The sequence below is a fragment of the Amycolatopsis coloradensis genome (assembly GCF_001953865.1).
Taxonomy (GTDB): domain Bacteria; phylum Actinomycetota; class Actinomycetes; order Mycobacteriales; family Pseudonocardiaceae; genus Amycolatopsis; species Amycolatopsis coloradensis.
Genome location: NZ_MQUQ01000005.1, coordinates 169,403 through 188,300, shown reverse-complemented (window position 1 = coordinate 188,300; position 18,898 = coordinate 169,403). Strand labels below are relative to the sequence as shown.

16 protein-coding genes and 1 pseudogene are annotated in these 18,898 nt (G+C 69.1%); 5 read left to right on the top strand and 12 right to left on the bottom strand.

Going from position 1 to position 18,898, the window contains the following annotated elements; all coding sequences use genetic code 11:
• The 3 genes from BS329_RS10420 to BS329_RS45135 all read left to right on the top strand — a co-directional run bounded on the left by BS329_RS10420 (position 1) and on the right by BS329_RS45135 (position 2,362).
• Positions 1-255, top strand: coding sequence for a MoaD/ThiS family protein (locus BS329_RS10420; protein ID WP_076158653.1), 255 nt, complete (start codon positions 1-3; stop codon positions 253-255).
• A gap of 125 nt (positions 256-380) precedes the next feature.
• A complete protein-coding gene (locus BS329_RS10415; protein ID WP_076158651.1) occupies positions 381-1,271 on the top strand; it encodes a phosphatidylinositol-specific phospholipase C/glycerophosphodiester phosphodiesterase family protein in 891 nt (296 codons plus the stop codon).
• A 455-nt stretch (positions 1,272-1,726) separates the two neighbouring features.
• Positions 1,727-2,362 carry a transglycosylase family protein gene (locus BS329_RS45135; protein WP_076158648.1) on the top strand — a complete coding sequence of 212 codons (636 nt, stop codon included), beginning with the start codon at positions 1,727-1,729 and terminating at the stop codon, positions 2,360-2,362.
• Positions 2,363-2,742: 380 nt separating this feature from the next.
• On the opposite strand, the pseudogene BS329_RS45130 reads toward BS329_RS45135, so the two are convergent.
• The 5 genes and pseudogenes from BS329_RS45130 to BS329_RS10380 form a co-directional block, all read right to left on the bottom strand.
• Positions 2,743-3,659, bottom strand: a pseudogene (locus tag BS329_RS45130) (molybdenum cofactor biosynthesis protein MoaE).
• A complete protein-coding gene (gene moaC / locus BS329_RS10395) occupies positions 3,656-4,126 on the bottom strand; it encodes a cyclic pyranopterin monophosphate synthase MoaC (RefSeq protein ID WP_076158641.1) in 471 nt (156 codons plus the stop codon). The pseudogene BS329_RS45130 and the gene moaC overlap by 4 nt, the downstream one beginning before the upstream one ends.
• A gap of 16 nt (positions 4,127-4,142) precedes the next feature.
• Entirely contained in the window at positions 4,143-5,690 is a 1,548-nt protein-coding gene (locus BS329_RS10390; RefSeq protein WP_076158638.1) for an alpha/beta hydrolase, read from the bottom strand.
• Positions 5,691-5,832: 142 nt separating this feature from the next.
• Positions 5,833-7,224, bottom strand: a complete 1,392-nt coding sequence (locus BS329_RS10385) for an NAD-dependent malic enzyme (protein WP_076158636.1) — start codon at positions 7,222-7,224, stop codon at positions 5,833-5,835.
• A gap of 100 nt (positions 7,225-7,324) precedes the next feature.
• Positions 7,325-7,507 (bottom strand): hypothetical protein, encoded by a 183-nt coding sequence (locus BS329_RS10380; RefSeq protein WP_076158633.1) that lies wholly within the window; start codon positions 7,505-7,507, stop codon positions 7,325-7,327.
• 93 nt (positions 7,508-7,600) lie between these two features.
• Here BS329_RS10380 and BS329_RS10375 point away from each other — a divergent pair, with 93 nt between their 5' ends.
• On the top strand, positions 7,601-9,844 hold the full coding sequence (locus tag BS329_RS10375; RefSeq protein ID WP_076158630.1) for a helicase-associated domain-containing protein: 2,244 nt from the start codon (positions 7,601-7,603) through the stop codon (positions 9,842-9,844).
• A 95-nt stretch (positions 9,845-9,939) separates the two neighbouring features.
• Here the strand turns inward: BS329_RS10375 and BS329_RS10370 are convergent, their stop codons facing one another.
• From BS329_RS10370 to BS329_RS10335, 7 genes are all read right to left on the bottom strand, one after another.
• Positions 9,940-10,272: a hypothetical protein gene (locus tag BS329_RS10370; RefSeq protein WP_076158628.1), complete on the bottom strand. Its 333-nt coding sequence runs from the start codon at positions 10,270-10,272 to the stop codon at positions 9,940-9,942.
• Positions 10,273-10,746: 474 nt separating this feature from the next.
• Positions 10,747-11,358: a DUF742 domain-containing protein gene (locus tag BS329_RS10360; RefSeq protein ID WP_076158623.1), complete on the bottom strand. Its 612-nt coding sequence runs from the start codon at positions 11,356-11,358 to the stop codon at positions 10,747-10,749.
• 6 nt (positions 11,359-11,364) lie between these two features.
• A complete protein-coding gene (locus BS329_RS10355) occupies positions 11,365-11,784 on the bottom strand; it encodes a roadblock/LC7 domain-containing protein (RefSeq protein WP_038507851.1) in 420 nt (139 codons plus the stop codon).
• Between the two features lie 428 nt (positions 11,785-12,212).
• Positions 12,213-12,821 carry a GTP-binding protein gene (locus BS329_RS10350; protein ID WP_026467043.1) on the bottom strand — a complete coding sequence of 203 codons (609 nt, stop codon included), beginning with the start codon at positions 12,819-12,821 and terminating at the stop codon, positions 12,213-12,215.
• A complete protein-coding gene (locus BS329_RS10345) occupies positions 12,802-13,581 on the bottom strand; it encodes a DUF742 domain-containing protein (RefSeq protein WP_076158620.1) in 780 nt (259 codons plus the stop codon). Before BS329_RS10345 ends, BS329_RS10350 begins: the two co-directional genes overlap by 20 nt.
• A 25-nt stretch (positions 13,582-13,606) precedes the next feature.
• Positions 13,607-14,065 (bottom strand): roadblock/LC7 domain-containing protein, encoded by a 459-nt coding sequence (locus tag BS329_RS10340; RefSeq protein WP_085939650.1) that lies wholly within the window; start codon positions 14,063-14,065, stop codon positions 13,607-13,609.
• A gap of 20 nt (positions 14,066-14,085) precedes the next feature.
• Positions 14,086-17,181, bottom strand: a complete 3,096-nt coding sequence (locus BS329_RS10335) for a sensor histidine kinase (protein ID WP_076160131.1) — start codon at positions 17,179-17,181, stop codon at positions 14,086-14,088.
• Positions 17,182-17,923: 742 nt separating this feature from the next.
• Here BS329_RS10335 and BS329_RS10330 point away from each other — a divergent pair.
• A complete protein-coding gene (locus BS329_RS10330) occupies positions 17,924-18,883 on the top strand; it encodes an ABC transporter substrate-binding protein (protein ID WP_076158617.1) in 960 nt (319 codons plus the stop codon).
• Positions 18,884-18,898: the final 15 nt, after the last annotated feature.

The window sequence follows — 18,898 nt, the reverse complement described above, 5'->3', positions numbered from 1 at the left end:
ATGGTGACCATCGTGGTGCGGTACTTCGCCTCGGCCCGCGCGGCCGCGGGTTTCGACGAAGAGAAGGTGACGCTGCCGGACGGCGCCCGCGTCGCCGACGCCGTCGCCCGCCTGCGGGAAATCCACCCGGAGAAGCTGGCGAAGCTGCTCGACGCGGTCTCGTACTTGCTGGACGGTGTCGCGGTGCGCGATCTCACCAAGCCGGTGGCCGACGCCTCCGAACTGGACGTCTTACCCCCGTTCGCGGGCGGCTGACCAGCGCGAACGCGGGAAAGCGATAGCAAAGGTCCCTTGCTCCCCCGCGAGCCGTTCCGGGGCCTTTGACCCCCCGTCCGTCCGGAATTCACCGACCGGACGCCGAAGCGGCCGAGGATGCGCCAGTGATCACTCCCCGCCGCATCATCGCCGCGCTGCTCGCCGCGGTCGCCGCCACGAGCCTGGCGACCGCGCCTGCCGCCGCCCACGAACGCGGCGTCCGGCCGCTGCCGCGGGCGCACAGCCACAACGACTACGAGCACACGCGCCCACTGCACGACGCGCTCGATCAGGGCTTCACCAGCGTCGAGGCCGACATCTTCCTGGTGGACGGGCAACTGCTGGTCGCGCACGACCTCGCGGACACCCGCCCGGACCGCACCCTGGAGTCGCTCTACCTGGAGCCGCTGCGCAAGCGCGTCCTGGCCAACCACGGTGCCGGCGTCTACCGGCAGCGGGCCCCCTTCGAGGCACGCTTTCCCGCCGGGAAGGCGTCAGCGGAGTTCCAACTGCTGATCGACGTCAAGGGGGACGCGAACAGCACCTACGCGGCGCTGGAGAAGCGGCTGTACGATCCGCGCTACTCCTTCCTCTTCTCTCTGTACGCGTTCGGGCACGTTCAGAAGCGGGCGGTCACCGCGGTGATCTCCGGCGGGCGGCCGAAGGACGTGATGCTCGGGCAGAAGTTCCGGCTCGCCTTCTATGACGGCCGGATCAAGGACGAGAACGACCTCGGCATCGGCTCGGACCCCCGCGTGACCCCGCTGGTTTCGGACTCCTGGACCGGCCTGTTCACCTGGACCGGCGTCGGTCCTTTCCCGGCCGGGGAGCGGGCGAAACTACACGAAATGGTCAAAAGGGCCCACGCGGCGGGTCAGCGCGTGCGTTTCTGGGCCACGCCGGATATCGCCGGACCAGGGCGCGACGCGTTATGGAAAGAGCTGGTCGCAGCCGGGGTCGACCACCTGAATACGGATGACCTGAGTGGACTGGCGAACTTCTTGAGGTCTCGCTAAAGTGCGCGGCCCATTACCGCGCGAAGGCGCACGAATGGTCCAGTCATCGCTTAATCCACGTGATGCAAGCCTCACGATCCGTGAATTATCTCGGCCAGGAAACGGTCCGATAACGGCCCACTGACCTGCGGAAACAGCCGAATCGTTATGGGTTGCGTGCTGTTACTGTGATGTAGGTCACAGCTCGAATAATTTCCGATCAGGCCGTTCGTTACGTACCGTCGCTTTTCGGTTGGCCCCGACCGACCACGCACCACCGGGAACCCGTAGCGCCTAGCCCTGTCCAACGAATTCCCGGACCCAACCCCGAGCGAAAGCATTTCCGGACAGGGACGAGGGGACCGAACCGACGCGACGTGCGTCCGGTGAAGTCAGCCGGCCTGAGACGGCCGGCCAGACCCGCGGGTCTTTCCCTCAGCACAGGCTCGTAGGCGCAGGGAGCGAGATCCACTCACATGTCGTACCGAGGCAAGCACCGCAAGATGTCCGCCGCCACCCGTCACATCGCCCGCGTCGCCATCGCGGGTGTCGCGGTCGGCGCCCCCCTCGCTATCGCCGCGACCCCCGCGTCGGCGACCAACTGGGACGCCATCGCGCAGTGCGAGAGCAGCGGCAACTGGAGCACCAACACCGGCAACGGCTACTACGGTGGCCTGCAGTTCTCGCAGAGCACCTGGCGTGCCTACGGTGGCACCGGCAGCGCCGCCAACGCGTCGCGTGAGCAGCAGATCGCCGTCGCCGAGCGGGTCCTCCAGGGCCAGGGCATCGGCGCGTGGCCGCACTGTGGCAAGAAGGGCGGCTCCGCCAGCCCCGCCAAGGCCAAGTCGACCGCCCCGAAGGCCACCAAGAAGGTGACCCCGAAGAAGTCGACCGCTCCTGTCGCCAAGCAGCAGGCCCCGGCTCCGGCCGCCGCCAATGTCGCGGGCTCGCACCCCAAGGGCGACTACACCGTCGTCGCCGGCGACACGCTGTCCAAGATCGCTTCCAAGTTCAACGTCCAGGGCGGCTACCAGAAGCTGCAGGAGCTGAACAAGGAATACGTGCCGAACGCCGACTTCATCGTCGTCGGCCAGAAGCTCGCCACCAAGTGAGCTCTTGAGCACCAGTAAGTCGTGATGCCCGCGGGATTCCCCGCGTGGCCACGTCGCGACTGACAGAGCCCCACCGCGCCATTCCCCCGGCGGTGGGGCTCTGTTGCGTCCCGGGACGGCGGCGCGGGCAAGAAATCGAGCGTGGAGGATTCGGAACGCTCAGGTCCGAGATCTTCCATCGTCCACTCTCGGCCTGGTCCGGCACAGGTAGGCAATACCCGGTCCGACACCCCCGCCGGTAGTTGCCGCGAAACGGCGATGGTGCGAGGTGTCGCCCTGGGAGCCACCTGTCGCGAAAGCCACTTTCGAGACATCAGACGTCCCGAAAGTGGCTTTCGCGACGTCCCGCGGCCCGGTCGGTCGCTGCGTCCGCCGTCGGTCTACGGCGAGTTGACCCATTCGTCGCTGCCGTCGGTGAAGTGCTGGTGCTTCCACACCGGCAGCCGCGCCTTGACCTCGTCCACCAGCTCCGAGCAGGCGGCGAAGGCCTGGCCCCGGTGCTCGGCGGCCACGGCGCACGCCAGCGCGACGTCCCCGATGGCCAGCGCGCCCAGCCGGTGACTCACAGCGACGGCCCGCACGCCGGTCCACTTCGCCGAGAGATCCGCGACGACCTCCGCGAGCACCTCCGAAGCGCTGGGGTGTCCCTCGTAGGCGAGCCGGTTCACCGAGCGCCCGCCGTCGTGGTCCCGCACGACCCCGCCGAAGGTGACGACGGCGCCCGCGGCCGCGTCGTCCACCAGCCGGGCGTGTTCTTCGACCGAAAGCGGCTCGTCGACCACCGCGATCCGTGCGACCCGAACGTTCACTGCTGTGCCTCCCGTGGGTGGTCGCCGCCCGCCAGCTGGTCGACGGCGTGGTCGAGGATCCCGTCGAGGACGCCCAAGCCGTCTTTCACACCGCCGCGTGACCCTGGCAGGTTCACCACGAGGGTCCGCCCGGCGACACCGGCGACCCCGCGTGAGAGCACCGCCGTGGGCACAGCGGGCAAACCAGCGGCTCGGATGGCGTCGGCGACGCCGGGGAGTTCGTAGTCGAGGATCGCGCGGGTGACGTCCGGGGTGCGGTCGGTCGGTGAGATACCGGTGCCGCCGGTCGTCACGATCACCCGGACCCCGGCCGCGACGGCGTCGCGCAGGGCCTCACCGACGGGATCCCCGTCCTGGACGACCACGGGGTCCGGCACGTCCCAGCCACGCGCGGCGAGCCAGGCGGTGATGACCGGCCCGGTCTTGTCCTCGTAGACGCCCTTCGCGGCGCGGTTCGACGCCACGATCACCCTCGCGACCCGGCTCACGACCGCTCCCAGGTCCCGGCCTTGCCGCCGTCCTTGCGGATCAGGCGGACGTCGTCGAGGGTCGCGGCGGGATCGACGGCCTTGATCATGTCGTGCAGGGTCAGCCCGGCGACGGCGACGGCGGTCAGCGCCTCCATCTCGACGCCGGTCCGGTCGTTCGTCTTCGCGGTCGCGGTGATGTGCACGGCGGTCTCGTCGAGGACGAACTCGACCTTCACCCCGGACAGCGCGATCTGGTGGCACAGCGGAATCAGCTCGGGCACCTTCTTCGCGCCCATGATGCCCGCGATCCGAGCGGTCGCGAGGGCGTCGCCCTTGGGGAGCCCGTCCGTGGCCAGCAGGCCGAGCACCTCGGCCGTGGTGTGCACGGTGCCGCCCGCCAGCGCGGTGCGGGCGGTGGGCGTCTTGCCGGAAACGTCGACCATCCGGGCGGCGCCCGTATGGTCGACGTGGCTGAGTTCACTCACTCCAGCAGGCTAGTCCTCAGAACACGCGCTGCTTCGAGCGAACCTCGTCGAGCGCCTTCTCCCGATCCTGCCGCTGCCGCGGAGTCATCGAGTCGAACAGGCCGCCCTTGTCCGCGGCGCAGGCCGTGTCGTGCGCGGGACGCTTGCCTTCCACGAAGAACCGGTTGACGGCGTTGTTACCGCAAGCGTTCTCCGAGCCCAGCCAGACCCCGTGCCCGCCGTCGTCGACCGACACCATCCGCGTGCGGTCACCGAGCGCGCGCCGCATCTCCTTGGCGCCACTGAGCGGAGTGGCCGGGTCACGCAGGTTCTGCACCAGCAGGATGTTCGACGGGCCACGGTCACCGATCCGCACCTGCGGCTCGATCGGCTCGGACGGCCAGAACGCGCACGCCCAGATGTTGGCCCCGGCCGCGCCGAACATCGGGTACTTGACCCGGTCCTTCTCGACGTTGCGCTGGTAGGTCGCGACGTTCTCGGGCCAGTTCACGTCGTTGCAGACCACGTGCAGCTGACCGGACAGCACGTTGCCGATGTCGACCTGCGCGGTCTGCTCGGTCTGCTTCACGACGCCTTCGCCGTCGAGCGCCTGCCACTGCTGCGCCAGCGTGGGAAAGGAACGGGTCGAGTACAGCGCGCCGAACGTGCCCATCCGGAACGCCGCGCCGTCCACCCCCGGGACCGTGCCGCCGTCGAGCTTGGCGGCGAGTTCGTAGAACTTGGCCGTCACCTGCTGCGGAGTACGGCCCAGCCCGTAGCTGGCGTGCCGTGCCGCCGCCCACTTCGCGAAGTCCGGGAAGCGGTCCTGGAAACCCTCCGCGAGCCGGCGCGAGGTCGCCGGGTCGAGCCCGCCCGGGCCGGTCACGCTGTCGAGCACGACACGATCGGTCCGCTGCGGGAACAGCGTCGAATACACGGCGCCGAGGTAGCTGCCGTACGAGACGCCGTAATAGGAAAGCTTCTTCTCGCCGAGCGCTTCCCGGATGCGGTCCATGTCCCGTGCGGTGTTGGCCGTGGTCATGTACGGCAGGTTCGCCGCGGTCTTCGACTCACCGCACTGCTTCGCGACACCGGCCACGTCCGTCGCCCGCTTCGCCACCGCCGCCGCGTCGCGCGCGTACGGCGGGACGTTGCTGACCAGCTGCTCGGGTTCGAGATCGCAGGTGACCGGCGTGCTGCGGCCGATCCCCCGAGGGTCGAACCCGATGATGTCGTACGCGTCGAGCACGCTCGACGGCATCCCCGCGGCGCGCAGGCCGTTGGGCATGGTCAGCCCCGGGCCGCCGGGGCCGCCCGGATTCGTCAGCATGATGCCGCGCCGCTTCGCCGGCTCGGTGCTGGCCAGCTTCGACACGGCGACGTCGATGGCGGGCCCGCCCGGATTCCGGTAGTCGAGCGGGACCTTCAAGGTGGTGCACTGCACCCCCGGCGCGGCCACGTCCTCCGGACACGGCCCCCAGACCACAGACGATGCCGCGGCGGACGCCGTGGCCGGTACGAGTACCGCCACGGTCACCGCCGCGGCCGTGAGTGCCCCGATTCTGCTCAGGACAGAGCGATTCATCCCCAACCCCCGGTCAAGATCGAATTCCTGGTCGGAATCGAGCCTAGGAGCGGGCGACGGCCGGGGGCGTCACCCTGAAGTCGGCCCCGGGGTCGGTCTCAGTGATGACGTCGGCCCCGAATGGAGCAAGGGACCTTTGCTGTCACTTCTGGACGGCTTTGGCCGCGCGCTTGACGGCCTCGGCCACGGCGGGCGCGACGGCGTTGTCGAAGACGCTCGGCACGATGAACGACGCGTTGAGCTTGCCGTTGTCCACCACGTCCGCGATGGCGTCGGCCGCCGCGAGCAGCATGGAGTCGTCGATCTGGTGGGCGTGCGCGTCGAGCAGGCCGCGGAACACGCCGGGGAAGGCGAGCACGTTGTTGATCTGGTTCGGGAAGTCGCTGCGGCCGGTGGCGACGACGGCGGCGTGCTTCTGCGCTTCCAGCGGGTCGATCTCCGGGTCCGGGTTGGCCAGCGCGAACACGACGGCGTCGGACTTCATGGTCGCGACCTGCTCGGCACCGAACAGGTTCGGCGCCGAGACCCCGATGAACACGTCGGCGCCGACGAGCGCCTCGTGCAGCGTGCCCGCCCGCTGCTCTTTGTTCGTGTGCTCGGCGATCCAGGTGAGGTTGTCGTCGAGGTTGCCGCGCGCGGAGTGCACGATGCCGTCGATGTCGGCGGCCACGATGTCGCCGGGGCCCTTGCCCAGCAGCAGGCGGATGATCGCCGATCCGGCCGCGCCGACCCCGCTGACCACGATCTTGCAGTCTTCGATGTTCTTCCCGACCACGCGCAGGGCGTTGCGCAGCGCGGCGACCACGACGATCGCGGTGCCGTGCTGGTCGTCGTGGAACACCGGGATGTCGAGCTGCTCGCGCAAGCGTGCCTCGATCTCGAAGCAGCGCGGCGCGGCGATGTCCTCCAGGTTGATTCCGGCGTAGACCGGGGCGATCGCCTTGACGATCTTGATGATCTCTTCGGTGTCCTGGGTGTCCAGGCACACCGGCCACGCGTCGACGTCGGCGAACTTCTTGAACAGCGCCGCCTTGCCCTCCATCACCGGGAGCGCGGCGGCCGGGCCGATGTTGCCCAGCCCCAGCACGGCCGAGCCGTCGGTGACGACGGCGACGGTGTTCCGCTTGATGGTCAGGCGGCGCGCGTCCTCGGGGTTCGCGGCGATCGCCTGGCAGACGCGCGCGACACCCGGCGTGTACGCGCGGGAGAGGTCGTCACGGTTACGGAGCGCGACCTTGGGGGTGACCTCGATCTTGCCGCCGAGGTGGATCAGGAACGTCCTGTCGGAGACCTTGCGGACCCGTACGCCCGGAAGCGAGTCCAGGGTCTGCGTGATGTCCTGCGCGTGATTCTCCGACAGGGCGTTGGCGCTGATGTCGACGACGATCGAGTCGGGGTGCGACTCGACGACGTCGAACGCGGTCAGCACGCCGCCGACCCGGCCGACGGCCGTGGTCAGGTCACCCGCCGCGGTGGACGACGCGGGGGCCTCCACCCGGACGGTGATCGAATATCCGGGACCGGGAACCGGCATGGCACTACCCCCGCTGAGGAACGCTCGAATAGGTCGAGCGAAAACCTACTCCCGTGACGACCGCCACGAAGCCTCGCCGGGGTGACTGACCAGTAACTTCCTACCGGTTGATCTCGGTCTCGGGGTGCACGTACGGCACCGCGTCGAGCGGGAAGGTCACGTCGCCGAACGGGGACAGCGCACCCTGCCGATCGGATGCGAGCTCGGTGACGGGGTGCTCCCCGTCTTCACCGGGCCACGTGGGATCGATGCCCGCGCGCTTGTTGTTCTCGCCCTTCGCCACAACGTCCTCCAGAGCATGGTCAAGCTGTTCTCACGGGACAGTCTGCCCGAACGCGACTGCCGGGCTACCACCCGCCCGGTATCCTGGTCGTCTATGCCCGCGCCATCCCTGGCGGACTGGCTGCGCCAGGAGTCCGACGACGCACTCGCCGCGCTCCTGCGCACGCGTCGCGACCTGTCCACGCCACCCCCGTCCGACACGATCGTGCTCGCCACCCGGGCCGGCACGCCGGGCTCCGTCGCGCGCGCCTGCGAAGACCTCGACACCTTCACCCTCGCCGTGCTCGACGCCCTGTTGCTGTCCGGAGCCGACACCGCTCCGGTCGCCGCGGCCGAGGTCGCGCGGCTCGTGGGTACCGGGATCGGCGAACCGCTGGCGCTGCTGCGCACGCGGGCGCTGGTCTGGGGTGAGGACGACGCGCTGCGCGTCCCGCCCTCGGCGCGCGACGCGCTCGGCCCCTTCCCCGCCGGGCTGGGAGCGTCATCGCCCGCGCTCACGGGACCGGAGATCGAGGCCGCGCTCGCGGAGGCCGGTGAGGACGAACGTGCCCTGCTGACGACGCTGGCCGCCGGGCCGCCTATCGGCCGCACTCGTGACGCGTCCGCCGACGTGCCGCTGGAGCGGGCGCGGACGCCGGTGCAGCGGCTGCTCGCGCGCGGCCTGCTGCTGCGCCGGGACGACCAGACCGTCGAACTGCCGCGTGAACTCGGGATCGCGTTGCGTGGCGGGTCGGTGTTCGAACCGGCGTCGCTGCGCGAACCGGCACTCCCCGCGCATCCGCATCAGCGGTCTACAGTGGACTCGACCGCGGCAGGCGAGGCGATGGAGTTCCTGCGCCAGACCGAAAACCTGCTGCGCGCGTGGTCGGAAACGCCGCCACCGGTACTGAAGTCCGGCGGGCTCGGGGTCCGCGAACTGAAGAAGCTCGCCAAGGATCTCGACGCCGACGAGGCACGGGTGTCGCTGCTGGCGGAGATCGCGGTCGGCGCCGGGCTGGTGGCCGACAGCGAAGCGACCACGCCGGAATGGGTGCCGACGACGCTGACCGATTCCTGGCTCGCGTCGCCGACCGCGCAGCGCTGGATGACGGTCGCGCAGGCCTGGCTCGAACTGCCCCGGCTGCCCGGTCTCGCCGGCGGGCGGGACGTGAAGGACAAGCCGATCGCACCGCTGTCGGAAGACCTGCGGAGGCCGCTGGCGCCGACGTCTCGGCGGCGGATCCTCCTCGCCTTGGCCGCGCTGCCCGAGGGCGCCGGGGTCAAGAGCACCGAGGAACTGGTCGCCGCGCTCGCCTGGCGCGCACCGCGGCGGGGCGGGCGGCTGCGGGACGAAACCGTCCGCTGGACGATGGCCGAGGGGGCCGCGCTCGGCCTGATCGGGCTCGGCGGGCTCACCACGGCGACGCGGGCACTGCTGGCCGATGACCGGCCCGGCGCGGTCGAGGCGATGGTGGACGCGCTGCCGCGTCCGGTGGACCACGTCCTGGTACAGGCCGACCTGACCGTGGTCGCGCCGGGGCCGCTGGAAGCCGAACTCGCGGGCGAGATGACCGCCGTCGCCGACATCGAATCGGCAGGGCACGCCACCGTCTACCGGATCACCGAGACCTCCGTGCGGCGCGCGCTCGACACCGGGCGGACCGCGGGCGAACTGCACGCGTTGTTCGCGGCCCGGTCGGCGACGCCGGTGCCGCAGGGGCTCACCTATCTGATCGACGACGTCGCCCGCCGTCACGGGCGGCTGCGCGGCGGGGCCGCCGAGTCGTTCCTGCGCTGCGACGACGCGTCGCTGCTCGCGGAGGTCATGGGCAGCCCCGTCGCCGCGGATTACGGGCTGCGCATGATCGCGCCCACAGTGCTGATCAGTTCGTACCCGCTCGCCGAAGTCCTCGACGCCCTTCGCACCGCCGGGTTCGCTCCGGCCGCCGAAGGGCCTGACGGACGCGTCATGGACATCAGGCCGTCTGGACGTCGTCTGCCCGCGAAGGCGCGTGCCGCGCGCCGGGCACCCGGGGAGCAGGCCGGGCTGACCGACGATCAGGTCGGCAAGATCGTCGCGCACGTCCGGGCCGGTGACGCCGCTTCGGCGCGCCGTCGCGGCGAGACGGTGCGCGCGCCGCAGGGCGGCGGCGCCGGGGACACGTCCGCGACGCTGGCGTTGCTGTCCCAGGCGACCATGGAGCGCCGCGAGGTGTGGATCGGCTTCGTCGACTCACGCGGGACGGCGAGCCAGCGCGTGGTGCGGCCGATGCGAGTCGGCGGCGGGGTCCTCGAAGGAACCGACAACGAGCGCTACCCACTGCACCGGATCACCTCGGCCGCCCTCGTCGAAGACTGACCCTCGCGTTTCGTCCTCTAGTTGCGGTAGTTGGTGAAGCGAACGACCGCAATTCGTCCTCTGCTTGCGGTAGTGGTTGCGAGCCCTGGGCCGGGCTAGACGAGCTGTTCGGTCCGGAGATCCTTTAGCACCAGTGACATGGCCTCGCCATGAGTCGGCCATTCAGGTGTCCCGATCCCGACCGAGTGCAAGGCGGCCCGGACCGCCGCATGCCCTTCGGCGATGGCGTGCGACAGGTCGTCGCTGGAGATATCGGCCTCGATCTCCATCACCCGACGACCGGCGTCCGCGGAGACCGCGCTGTCCGCGAACCCGGTGACACAGCGCTCCTGATCAAGGAGAGCCTGCATCACCTTGTCGCAGTAGCCGAAGAGATCATCGGCGCCGTCGGCGATGAAGACCCAATGCGCATGGACGGTCACGCCCATCAGGAACCTCCCTCGATCTCGTAGCAAGGTTGGCGCAGCAGCCAGGACAACGCGTTCTTCCCGTAGTTGGAACCGCTCGGTGTCAGGTGGATCCAACGCTGATGTTGCCCGCACGGGCACCTGACGGTGTAGTAGGTGGGTGGATCCAAGATCCGCCATCCTGCCCGATGGAAGTGATCCAGAACAGCTTCCAGATCCTTCCTAGGATGCTTTCTCCAGTATCCCACCGGCTACTCCTCGACCAGGTTAACGCAGATCACGGGGACCGGCGTCACGCTGAGGTTCAGTCCACGTACGACCGTGGTTCTATCGAAAAGCAGCCCAGGGCACTACCGAACGTGCCGATAAGTCACCGCAAGGTAGTCGAACTCGAGGATCGTTGCCCCGGCGCAAGGACCGCAATTCGTCCTCTGGTTGCGGTAGTTAGGGAAGCGAACGACCGCAACTAGAGGACGAAACGCGGGGAGGGGAGGGTCAGAGGTCGCGAAGGCCTTGAAGGACGCGCTCCATGAAAGCGCGCGAGGAGGAGTCGCCGAGGATCAGCTCCGTCTGGTGGATCAGGACGAGCCCCGCGTCCGCCATGTCGCCGACGAGCACCTTCACGACGCCCAGCGGCAGCCGCAGATGCGCGGCGATCTCCGCGATCGACCGGGTGTCCAGGCAGAGGTCGCAGATCTGCCGGTGCTCGATGGTCCGCACGCCGCGATACCGGCGGCCTTGGTCGCTGGTCGAGACCAGTGCCTCCAGCGCCAGGTCGTGCGCGGTGCGGGTGCGCCCGCCGGTACGCGTGTAGGGCCGGACCCGGGAGCCCGAAGTCGGCAGATAGACCGAAGCGGGCGCGCTACCCGAAGGGCCCGGACCAGCGGCACCGTTTCCCGCGGACGCGGGACGCGGCGACGGCTGCCGGAGCGGCGACGGCATGGGCGAAGGGACCGGTTCCGGCGGCGCGGCCGGACGCCGCGGCATGACCATGCTGATCGAGCTCAGCTCGAACCTGCTCGGGGAGTCGTAGGCTTCGCGCTCGGCGCCTTGGTAGAGGGAGTCCCAGCCGGAGGGTTCCGGTTCGGTGAATCCGGTGATCTTCATCGGCGGCTACCCACGGACGCCGCCCTGCAGCTGCGCCCGCAGCTCGGGGGTGATCTGCTGCCCGACCCGCTCGACGAGCAGGGTCATCTCGTAGGCGACGGTGCCGATGTCGCAGGTCGGCGCGGCCAGTACGGCGAGCGACGAACCGTCGGCGACCGACATGAGGAAGAGGTACCCGCGTTCCATCTCGACGACGGTCTGGTTGACCCCGCCCGCGTCGAAGCAGCGCGCCGCGCCGGCGGTCAGGCTGATCAATCCGGACGCGACCGCGGACAGCTGTTCGGCGCGTTCCTGCGGCAGCCCTTCCGACGGCGCGAGGAGAAGTCCGTCGGCCGAGACCAGCACGGCGTGCGCGGCACCGGGAACCCGGCGCGCGAAATCCGTGATGAGCCAGCCGAACGAGCTCTGCTGTCCGGATGCCGTCACAAGTCCCTCCTCGCTGCGTCAAGACCACCTGGGCGGCGTGGTCCGGACATCTCTCCCCGGTCGGCACCGACCTGGGCACCGGCGAGCCGAAAGACGCCTCCACCCAGCGTATTCGTCACGCCGATCGTGTCGAGCCCGCCACCCGGCCGAGGGTGTTGACCGAACGTGAACGTCCAGCCGCTCACCGCGTCGACTCATCGCGAACCGCGCATTCGTGGGTCACCCCATGGTGGCCGGACGCGACCAGGTGTGAAGCGATGTCGCCGCAGGTCACCGACATTTCAATCACCTGATCGGGCAAGGCCCGCACAGGATCGCGTGAAAGGGATCGCCCCGCGCCCGCGCCGGCTGGTGCACCACACCCCGAAGCGGGTGAAGCCTGCCGAGTTCACTCCAACGGCCGCATCCGCTCCGGGCTTTCGTCTGTCCTATCCCGCGCGCAACGCCGAATCGTGTGCGATGGCGTGCTGCACGACCGAGATCAACACCTGCTTGGCGGACTCACGTTCCCGGGCGTCACAGGCCATGATCGGCACGGACGGCGAGATCGTCAGCGCGTGCCGGACGTCCTCGATCTGGTGGTGCAGCAGCCGGTCGAAGCAGTTGATCGCCACGACGTACGGCAGCTTCCGGTTCTCGAAGAAGTCGATCGACGGGAACGCGTCGGCGAGCCGCCGCGTGTCGACCAGCACGACGGCACCGATGGCGCCGACCGCGAGGTCGTCCCACATGAACCAGAACCGGTGCTGGCCCGGCGTACCGAACACGTACAGCACCAGATCCGAGTCCAGCGAAATCCGGCCGAAGTCCATGGCAACGGTCGTCGTCGACTTGTTCGGGGTGGCCGAATTGTCGTCGACGCCGGTACTGGCCTCGGTCATCATGGCCTCGGTGGTCAGCGGATCGATCTCCGAAACCGCCCCGACCAGCGTGGTCTTCCCCGATCCGAATCCGCCAGCGACCACGATCTTGGCCGACGACGTCGGCCCGGCCACCTGCGGCGCATTCGCGTCGGAGTCAAATTCTCCGAAGCCCACTGAGCACCCTCTCCATGAACTCGATACTGGGCCGGTCACCCACGTTCTGGCTGGCGGTGTGCACCAGGACCAGGCCGAGGCCGGCCACGTCTCCGATCAGCACCCGGACCACGCCGAGCGGCAGGCGCAACAGCGCCGCGACTTCGGCGACGGACCGGGTGTCCAGGCAAAGGTCGCAGATCGACCGGTGTTCGGGGACGCGCACCCGGTCGAGCACACGTCCCTGTTCACTGGTCGAGATCAACGCCTCGATGGCAAGGTCGTACGTCGGCTTGGTCCGTCCCCGCGTGCGGAAGTACGGCCGGACCAGGCCGGAGGATTCGACGTCGGTGGTGTACTGCTCGTCGACGAACTCGTTCTGCGCCTGCTGCGGCAGTGCCGCGGCGAGCGGATCGGCGGCCGCCGCCCGGCGCTCCTCCTCCTTGTCGAAGGAGAACTTGGCGAACTCGCCCGAGTCGTACAGCGGGCCGCTGCCACCACCGAACAGTTCCGCCCCAGGGCCACCGAGAAGACGCTCCCGGTAGTCCGTGACGCTGAAATCGGCGGGTCCCTGTCCCGCGTTCGAATCGGTCAGCCAGCGGGAGGCCTCGTCCGGTGACACGGGGTCGTTGTCCGACCCCTGTGCCCGGCGCGATCGCCATTCGCGGTCGACCCGGTCCCGGAAGGACGTCCAGTCCTCCCGGCCGTCGTCACGTTCCGACCACCCGCCGGAGAAGTCGTCACCGAGCCGGCCATCGCCCCTCAAGCGCCCGTCGTCCACGGCATTCTCCTCGGTTCCCGGTCGCTCAGCGGCGGACCGACGCGCCCTGCAGTTGCGCGCGCATCTCCGGTGTCAGCTGTTGCCCAACGCGTTCCACCAGCAGGGTCATCTCGTAGACGACCAGGCCGATGTCACTCTCCGGCGACCCGAGGACCGCCAGACAGGAACCGTCGGACACCGACATCAGGAAGAGGAAGCCGTTGGCCATCTCGACCACCGTCTGCGCGACCGTGCCGCCTTCGAAGACCTTCGCCGCACCGCGCGCGAGGCTGGTGAGCCCCGACGCGACCGCGGCGAGCTGGTCGGCCCTGTCCTTGGGAAGCCCCTTGGAGGAGGCCAGCAGCAAACCGTCCGCCGACACCACCACGGCATGCGCCGCGCCCGGGACCCGGTGCACGAAATCCGTGATCAGCCAGGCAAAGCTGCTCGTGTGTCCTTTACCCTGCGCCTGGCCGCCAGGCTGCGCCGGACCGCCCGGCTGCATCGCACCCGCCCGTGTCACCTTCACTCCTTACTGCTGTCATCGGCGGAGGAACCTCCGCCGGTCACCGGAACGCCGTTGTCATCCAGCGCGTCTATCGGGCGTTCCTTCAACGCGTGCCGTCCCGACTTGTAGCCCTGTTGGAAGCTTGCCATCCGACTCCTCGCCGCCGTCGCCGAGCGGGCGATAGCGCCCGTCCCCGGCATTCCGGAGGTCTTGTCGGCGAACGAGTCTTCCTTCTTCGGCTCGTTCCCGCCGATCGAACCGGGGACGAGGTACTGGTTCGGCACCCGCTTGGGCAGGCCCGCCGGGGTGATCTCGTCGTTCCGGTCTTCGTACAGGGCCTGTGCCGCCTGCCAGCCGTCGTCGGACGCGCTGCGCCAGCCATTGTCCTGGAGCACCGTCTCCGGCGGAACACTCTGCGGGGTCCGAGTGGGCAACGCCTCTTCGGCGGACTCGTCGACGGCTTCGACCGGCTCGTCGAAACCGTCGTGGTCCTGCTGCTCCGGCTCGACCGGCTCCGTGTAGGTGGTCGGGGTGTCACCGCCGGCCTCGTCGCCTTCGCTGAACCAGCGCGAGAGCACCGACTGGTAGATCGGGAGCCGCCTGGTCGGGACGTCGTCGTCGAGCGCCGACTTGCCCGCGTCGGCGGACTCGTCGGGCTGCCGCGGCGACTCGACCGGGTTCACCGGGGCGTACCTCGGCTCCCGCTTCGGCAGCACGAGCGACGCGAACTGGGTCTCCGTGCCGCTGGAGGCACCGTCGCCGTTCGGCGGCGAGATGTCGTCCGCCGTCGGCCACGCCGGGACCTCCTCAGCGGGGGACGCCGGGCTGAGGAACGGTCCGGCCGCGTTCTTGCCCGCGACCAGGTCGTCGAGGCTGATCGGCTGGTCGAGCGGGACGAGCCCGCCCTGGTTCGCGACCGGCTGCGGGGCGGCCGGCGGCTTCGACGGCGGTGGCGGGGTCATCTCCAGGCCGCGGTCGGACGCCGGGATGCTCGGCAGTGAAGCCGACATCTCGGACATCGACGGCATCGACGTTTCCGAGCGGTTCGACGGCGGGGCGTTCCGCACGCCGGGCCGCATCTGCGTGAGCAGCTCGGCGGGTACGACGACCCGCGCGATCACGCCGCCCTCGATGTCCTCGTTCTCCCGCAGCCTGACCTCGATGCCGTGACGGCGGGCCAGGCGCGCGACCACGTACAGGCCCATCCGCCGGGTCACCGAGACGTCGAGGTCCGGCGGTTCGGCGAGCCTGGTGTTGACCTCGGCGAGCCGTTCCTCGGTCATCCCGACACCGTGGTCGGTGACCTGGATGGCGAGGGCCTTCTTGCGGGTGATCACCGCGCGGACGGTCACCTTCGTCTCCGGCTCGGAGAAGTAGGTGGCGTTGTCCAGCAGTTCCGCGAGGACGTGCACGAGGTCGTGGATCGTCAAGCCCTGGACGGCGACCTCGGGGACGATCCCGACCTCGATCCTGGCGTACTGCTCGATCTCCGAGACCGCGGCGCCGATGACGTCGGCGGCGGGCACCGGCTTGGGCACCGACTTCGCGAGACCGGCGCCCGAAAGCACCAGGAGGCTTTCACCGTTGCGGCGCAGCCGCGTGGCGAGGTGGTCGAGTTCGAACAGGCTGGCCAAGTGGTCCGGGTCCTGCTCGTCGGCCTCGAGCCGGTCGATCACGCCGAGCTGGCGTTCCACCAGCCGCTGCGACCGGCGGGACAGGTTCACGAAGATGCCGTTGACGTTCTCGCGCAGGAGGGCCTGCTCGGCGGCCATCTTGACGGCCTGTTCGTGGACGACGTCGAACGACCGCGCCACTTCACCGATCTCGTCACGCGAGGTGACCGGCACCGGCTCGACCGACCGCTTCGCGGCGTTGACCGGGTCCGGGTCGTCCAGGATCGCTTGCACGGTTTCCGGCAGTCGTGTGTAGGCGACGTCGAGCGCCGTCTTCCGCAGCACCCGCAGCGGGCGCAGCATCAGGCGGGCGATGACGAGCATCAGGAACAGCGCCGCGAGCAGGGCCAGCAGCACGATCGCGCCACCGATCCACGCCGAGTTGATCGCGTCGGTCGCCAAGCCGTCGGCCTGTGCCCGCAGCTGGCCGAGCAGGTTGGTCTCGACCGCGCGCAGCTTGTCCAGCGCGACGCGGCTGTCGTTGCCCAGCGCGACGTTGTCGATCGACGGCGTCTCGTTCTGCTGATGCAGCGAGAACGCCATCGTGGTGATCCGGCGGCGGTCGTCGACCTCGGGGCCGGAGAAGGTGTCCGAGTAGAGCTGCCGCTGCTCGGGGCTGGCGTTCGCGAGGAAGGCCGCCGTCGAGGCGTCGCCGCTCGCGACCGCCGAGCGGGCCTGGTCGAACAGGTCGCCGGGGAAGGAGGAGCGGAAGGAGGCGATCAGCAGCGCCGCGTCACCGCGGGCGATGAACTCCTTGCTCTCACTGATGGCCTGCACGGTGACACCGAGCCGGAGCACGTCGCGGTTGGCGACCGCGGTGGTCACCTCGCGACCGAGCTGGACCAGCGAGTCGAGGACGCCGGAGTAGGCGATGAGGACCGGGGTGTCGCCCAGCAGCGAGGTGCTCATCGCGCCGCGCAGCGGGCGCAGGGCGTCGAGCCGCTGCAGACCACGCGAGTAGCGGTCCCTCGTGTCCTGGTCGTCCGGATTGATCTGGTTCGCCGAAGCACGCAGGTCGTCGACGGCGCGATCGACCTTGGCGATCTGCGCGTCGAGACCGGCTTGGCGCGACGGGTCGTCGGAGGCGATGTTGGCGACGGCGAGCGCGCGTTCGCTCTGCAGCTCGTGCACCACGAGCGTGATCTTGTCGGCGAACGCGACCTGGTCGGCGGTGTCCTGGAACCTCGCCGCCTCGCCGCTGTCGTCGATCACGCGCAGCGTGCCGAGCGCGAGCGCGGTCAGCGTCGGGATGATCAGGACGGCCGCGAGCTTGGATCGCAGGCGCCAGTTACGCAGGCCCAGGAACGACCCGGCCACCTTCCCGCCAGGACCGTCTCCGGTTTCCCGCGCAGGGGTCCCTCCCACCCCCGCGGTGTCTTCGTTCGGCACCGCCGCACCACCATCATCTTCATCCGGGCCGGGAAAGCCCATTTTGGACATGCCGTTCTCGAACTGGCCGTACTGCTGTCTGGATCGGTTGTCGGAGACCACTACCCGCTCACTCCTGCCACCCGGCAGGGGGACATACGAAGCGAGTGCTCACTCTGACGGATGAGGAAATCGTCTTTGACGCAGTCTCTCAGGTGCACTTGGCCGAATTCCCGCCTGGCATCATTGGTCTGTTCGGCCTAACCCGCCAGTGCGCGGGCACGCACCAGTGAAGCACGGTCGTGTTCGACACTCGTTCGGTCAACACAGAGTGCCTTGCACCTCGGGAAAGGTCCAGAGCGTTCGGCCATCCAAGGCACTCTCTTTCACTACATCAGTGGTCCACACCTCACTACCGGTGCATGAGGGTAGCGAACGGATGGCCCAGATGTAACCCTTCGGACAAGACGTGGGAAGTCCCACCGGACGGCCCTTGACCTGTTGTCGCTCAGTTGGCAACAAACTCTCGCCGATCGACTCAACGAACACGCCGAGTTGTGTTCACTTTTGACAAACAACCTGTTCGGGTGATCGTTACCACTGGGGATCATAGGATGACCACCCATTGTGAGCACGTTGTCGGTTCTCTACAGTGGGCCCGTGACTTGAGACAAAGAGTCACTTCCGAATTCCACATCAGGCCACGTCGTCACGTGTCCCTCCCCTTGATCAGGAGCACCACTTGCTTGGCTCTGCAAGCTCGAAGAAGGCCTTGAGCGTCAGCCAAGGTCGGCGTGGAGCCCTCGCCCTCGCGATGGCGGCCGTCGTTTCGGTATCGGTCAGCGGCTGCGGCCTGCTCGGCGGGGACGATTCGTCGTCCTCCTCCGGCGGCTCCGGGAACCTGGAGAAGTCGAAGATCAAGGTCGCCGTGATGTCGACCATCGACCTCGCCCCCCTCCGGCTCGCGCAGGACGGCGGCTACTTCAAGAACGAGGGCCTCGACGTCGAAGCGGTCGAGGCGGGCACCGGTCAGATCTCGCTGACCAAGCTGATCGGCGGCGAGGTCGACATCGCCTACGCGAGCTACACGCCGTTCTTCATCGCGATGAGCAAGGGCACCGCCGACATCAAGCTGGTCGCGGACGCCTCTTCCGCGGGCCCGAAGAGCACCATGCTGGTCACGCTGCCGACGTCGTCGGTGAAGAGCGTCGCCGACCTGGCGGGCAAGAAGATCGGCATCACCGCGCCGAACACCGTGTCCGACACACTGTCCAAGTCGGTCATGAAGGACCACGGCGTCGACACCAGCAAGGTGCAGTGGGTGCCGATCCAGCTGCCGAACGTCGGGGCCGCGCTCAAGAACGGCGACATCGACGCCGGTTTCCTCACCGAGCCCTTCATCACCCAGACCGCGAAGCTGGCGGGCACCGTCCCGGTCGTGGACACCGCCACCGGCGCCACCCAGGACTTCCCCACCGCCGGCTACGGCTCGCTCGGCAAGTTCGTGAACGAGAACCCGAAGACCGTGGCCGCCTTCCAGCGCGCCATGCAGAAGGCCACCCGCGACGCGGCCGACCGCTCCAAGATCGAGCCGCTGCTGGTCAAGTACGCGAAGATCGACCAGGACACCGCCGCGCTGACCACGCTGCTGACCTTCCAGTCCACCCTGGACCCCCGCCGCATCCAGCGGGTCCCGGACCTGCTCCTGCAGATGGGCGCCATCCAGACCAAGATCGACGTCGGCCCGATGATCGCGCCCCAGACCACGAGCTGATGACACGCGGTTACC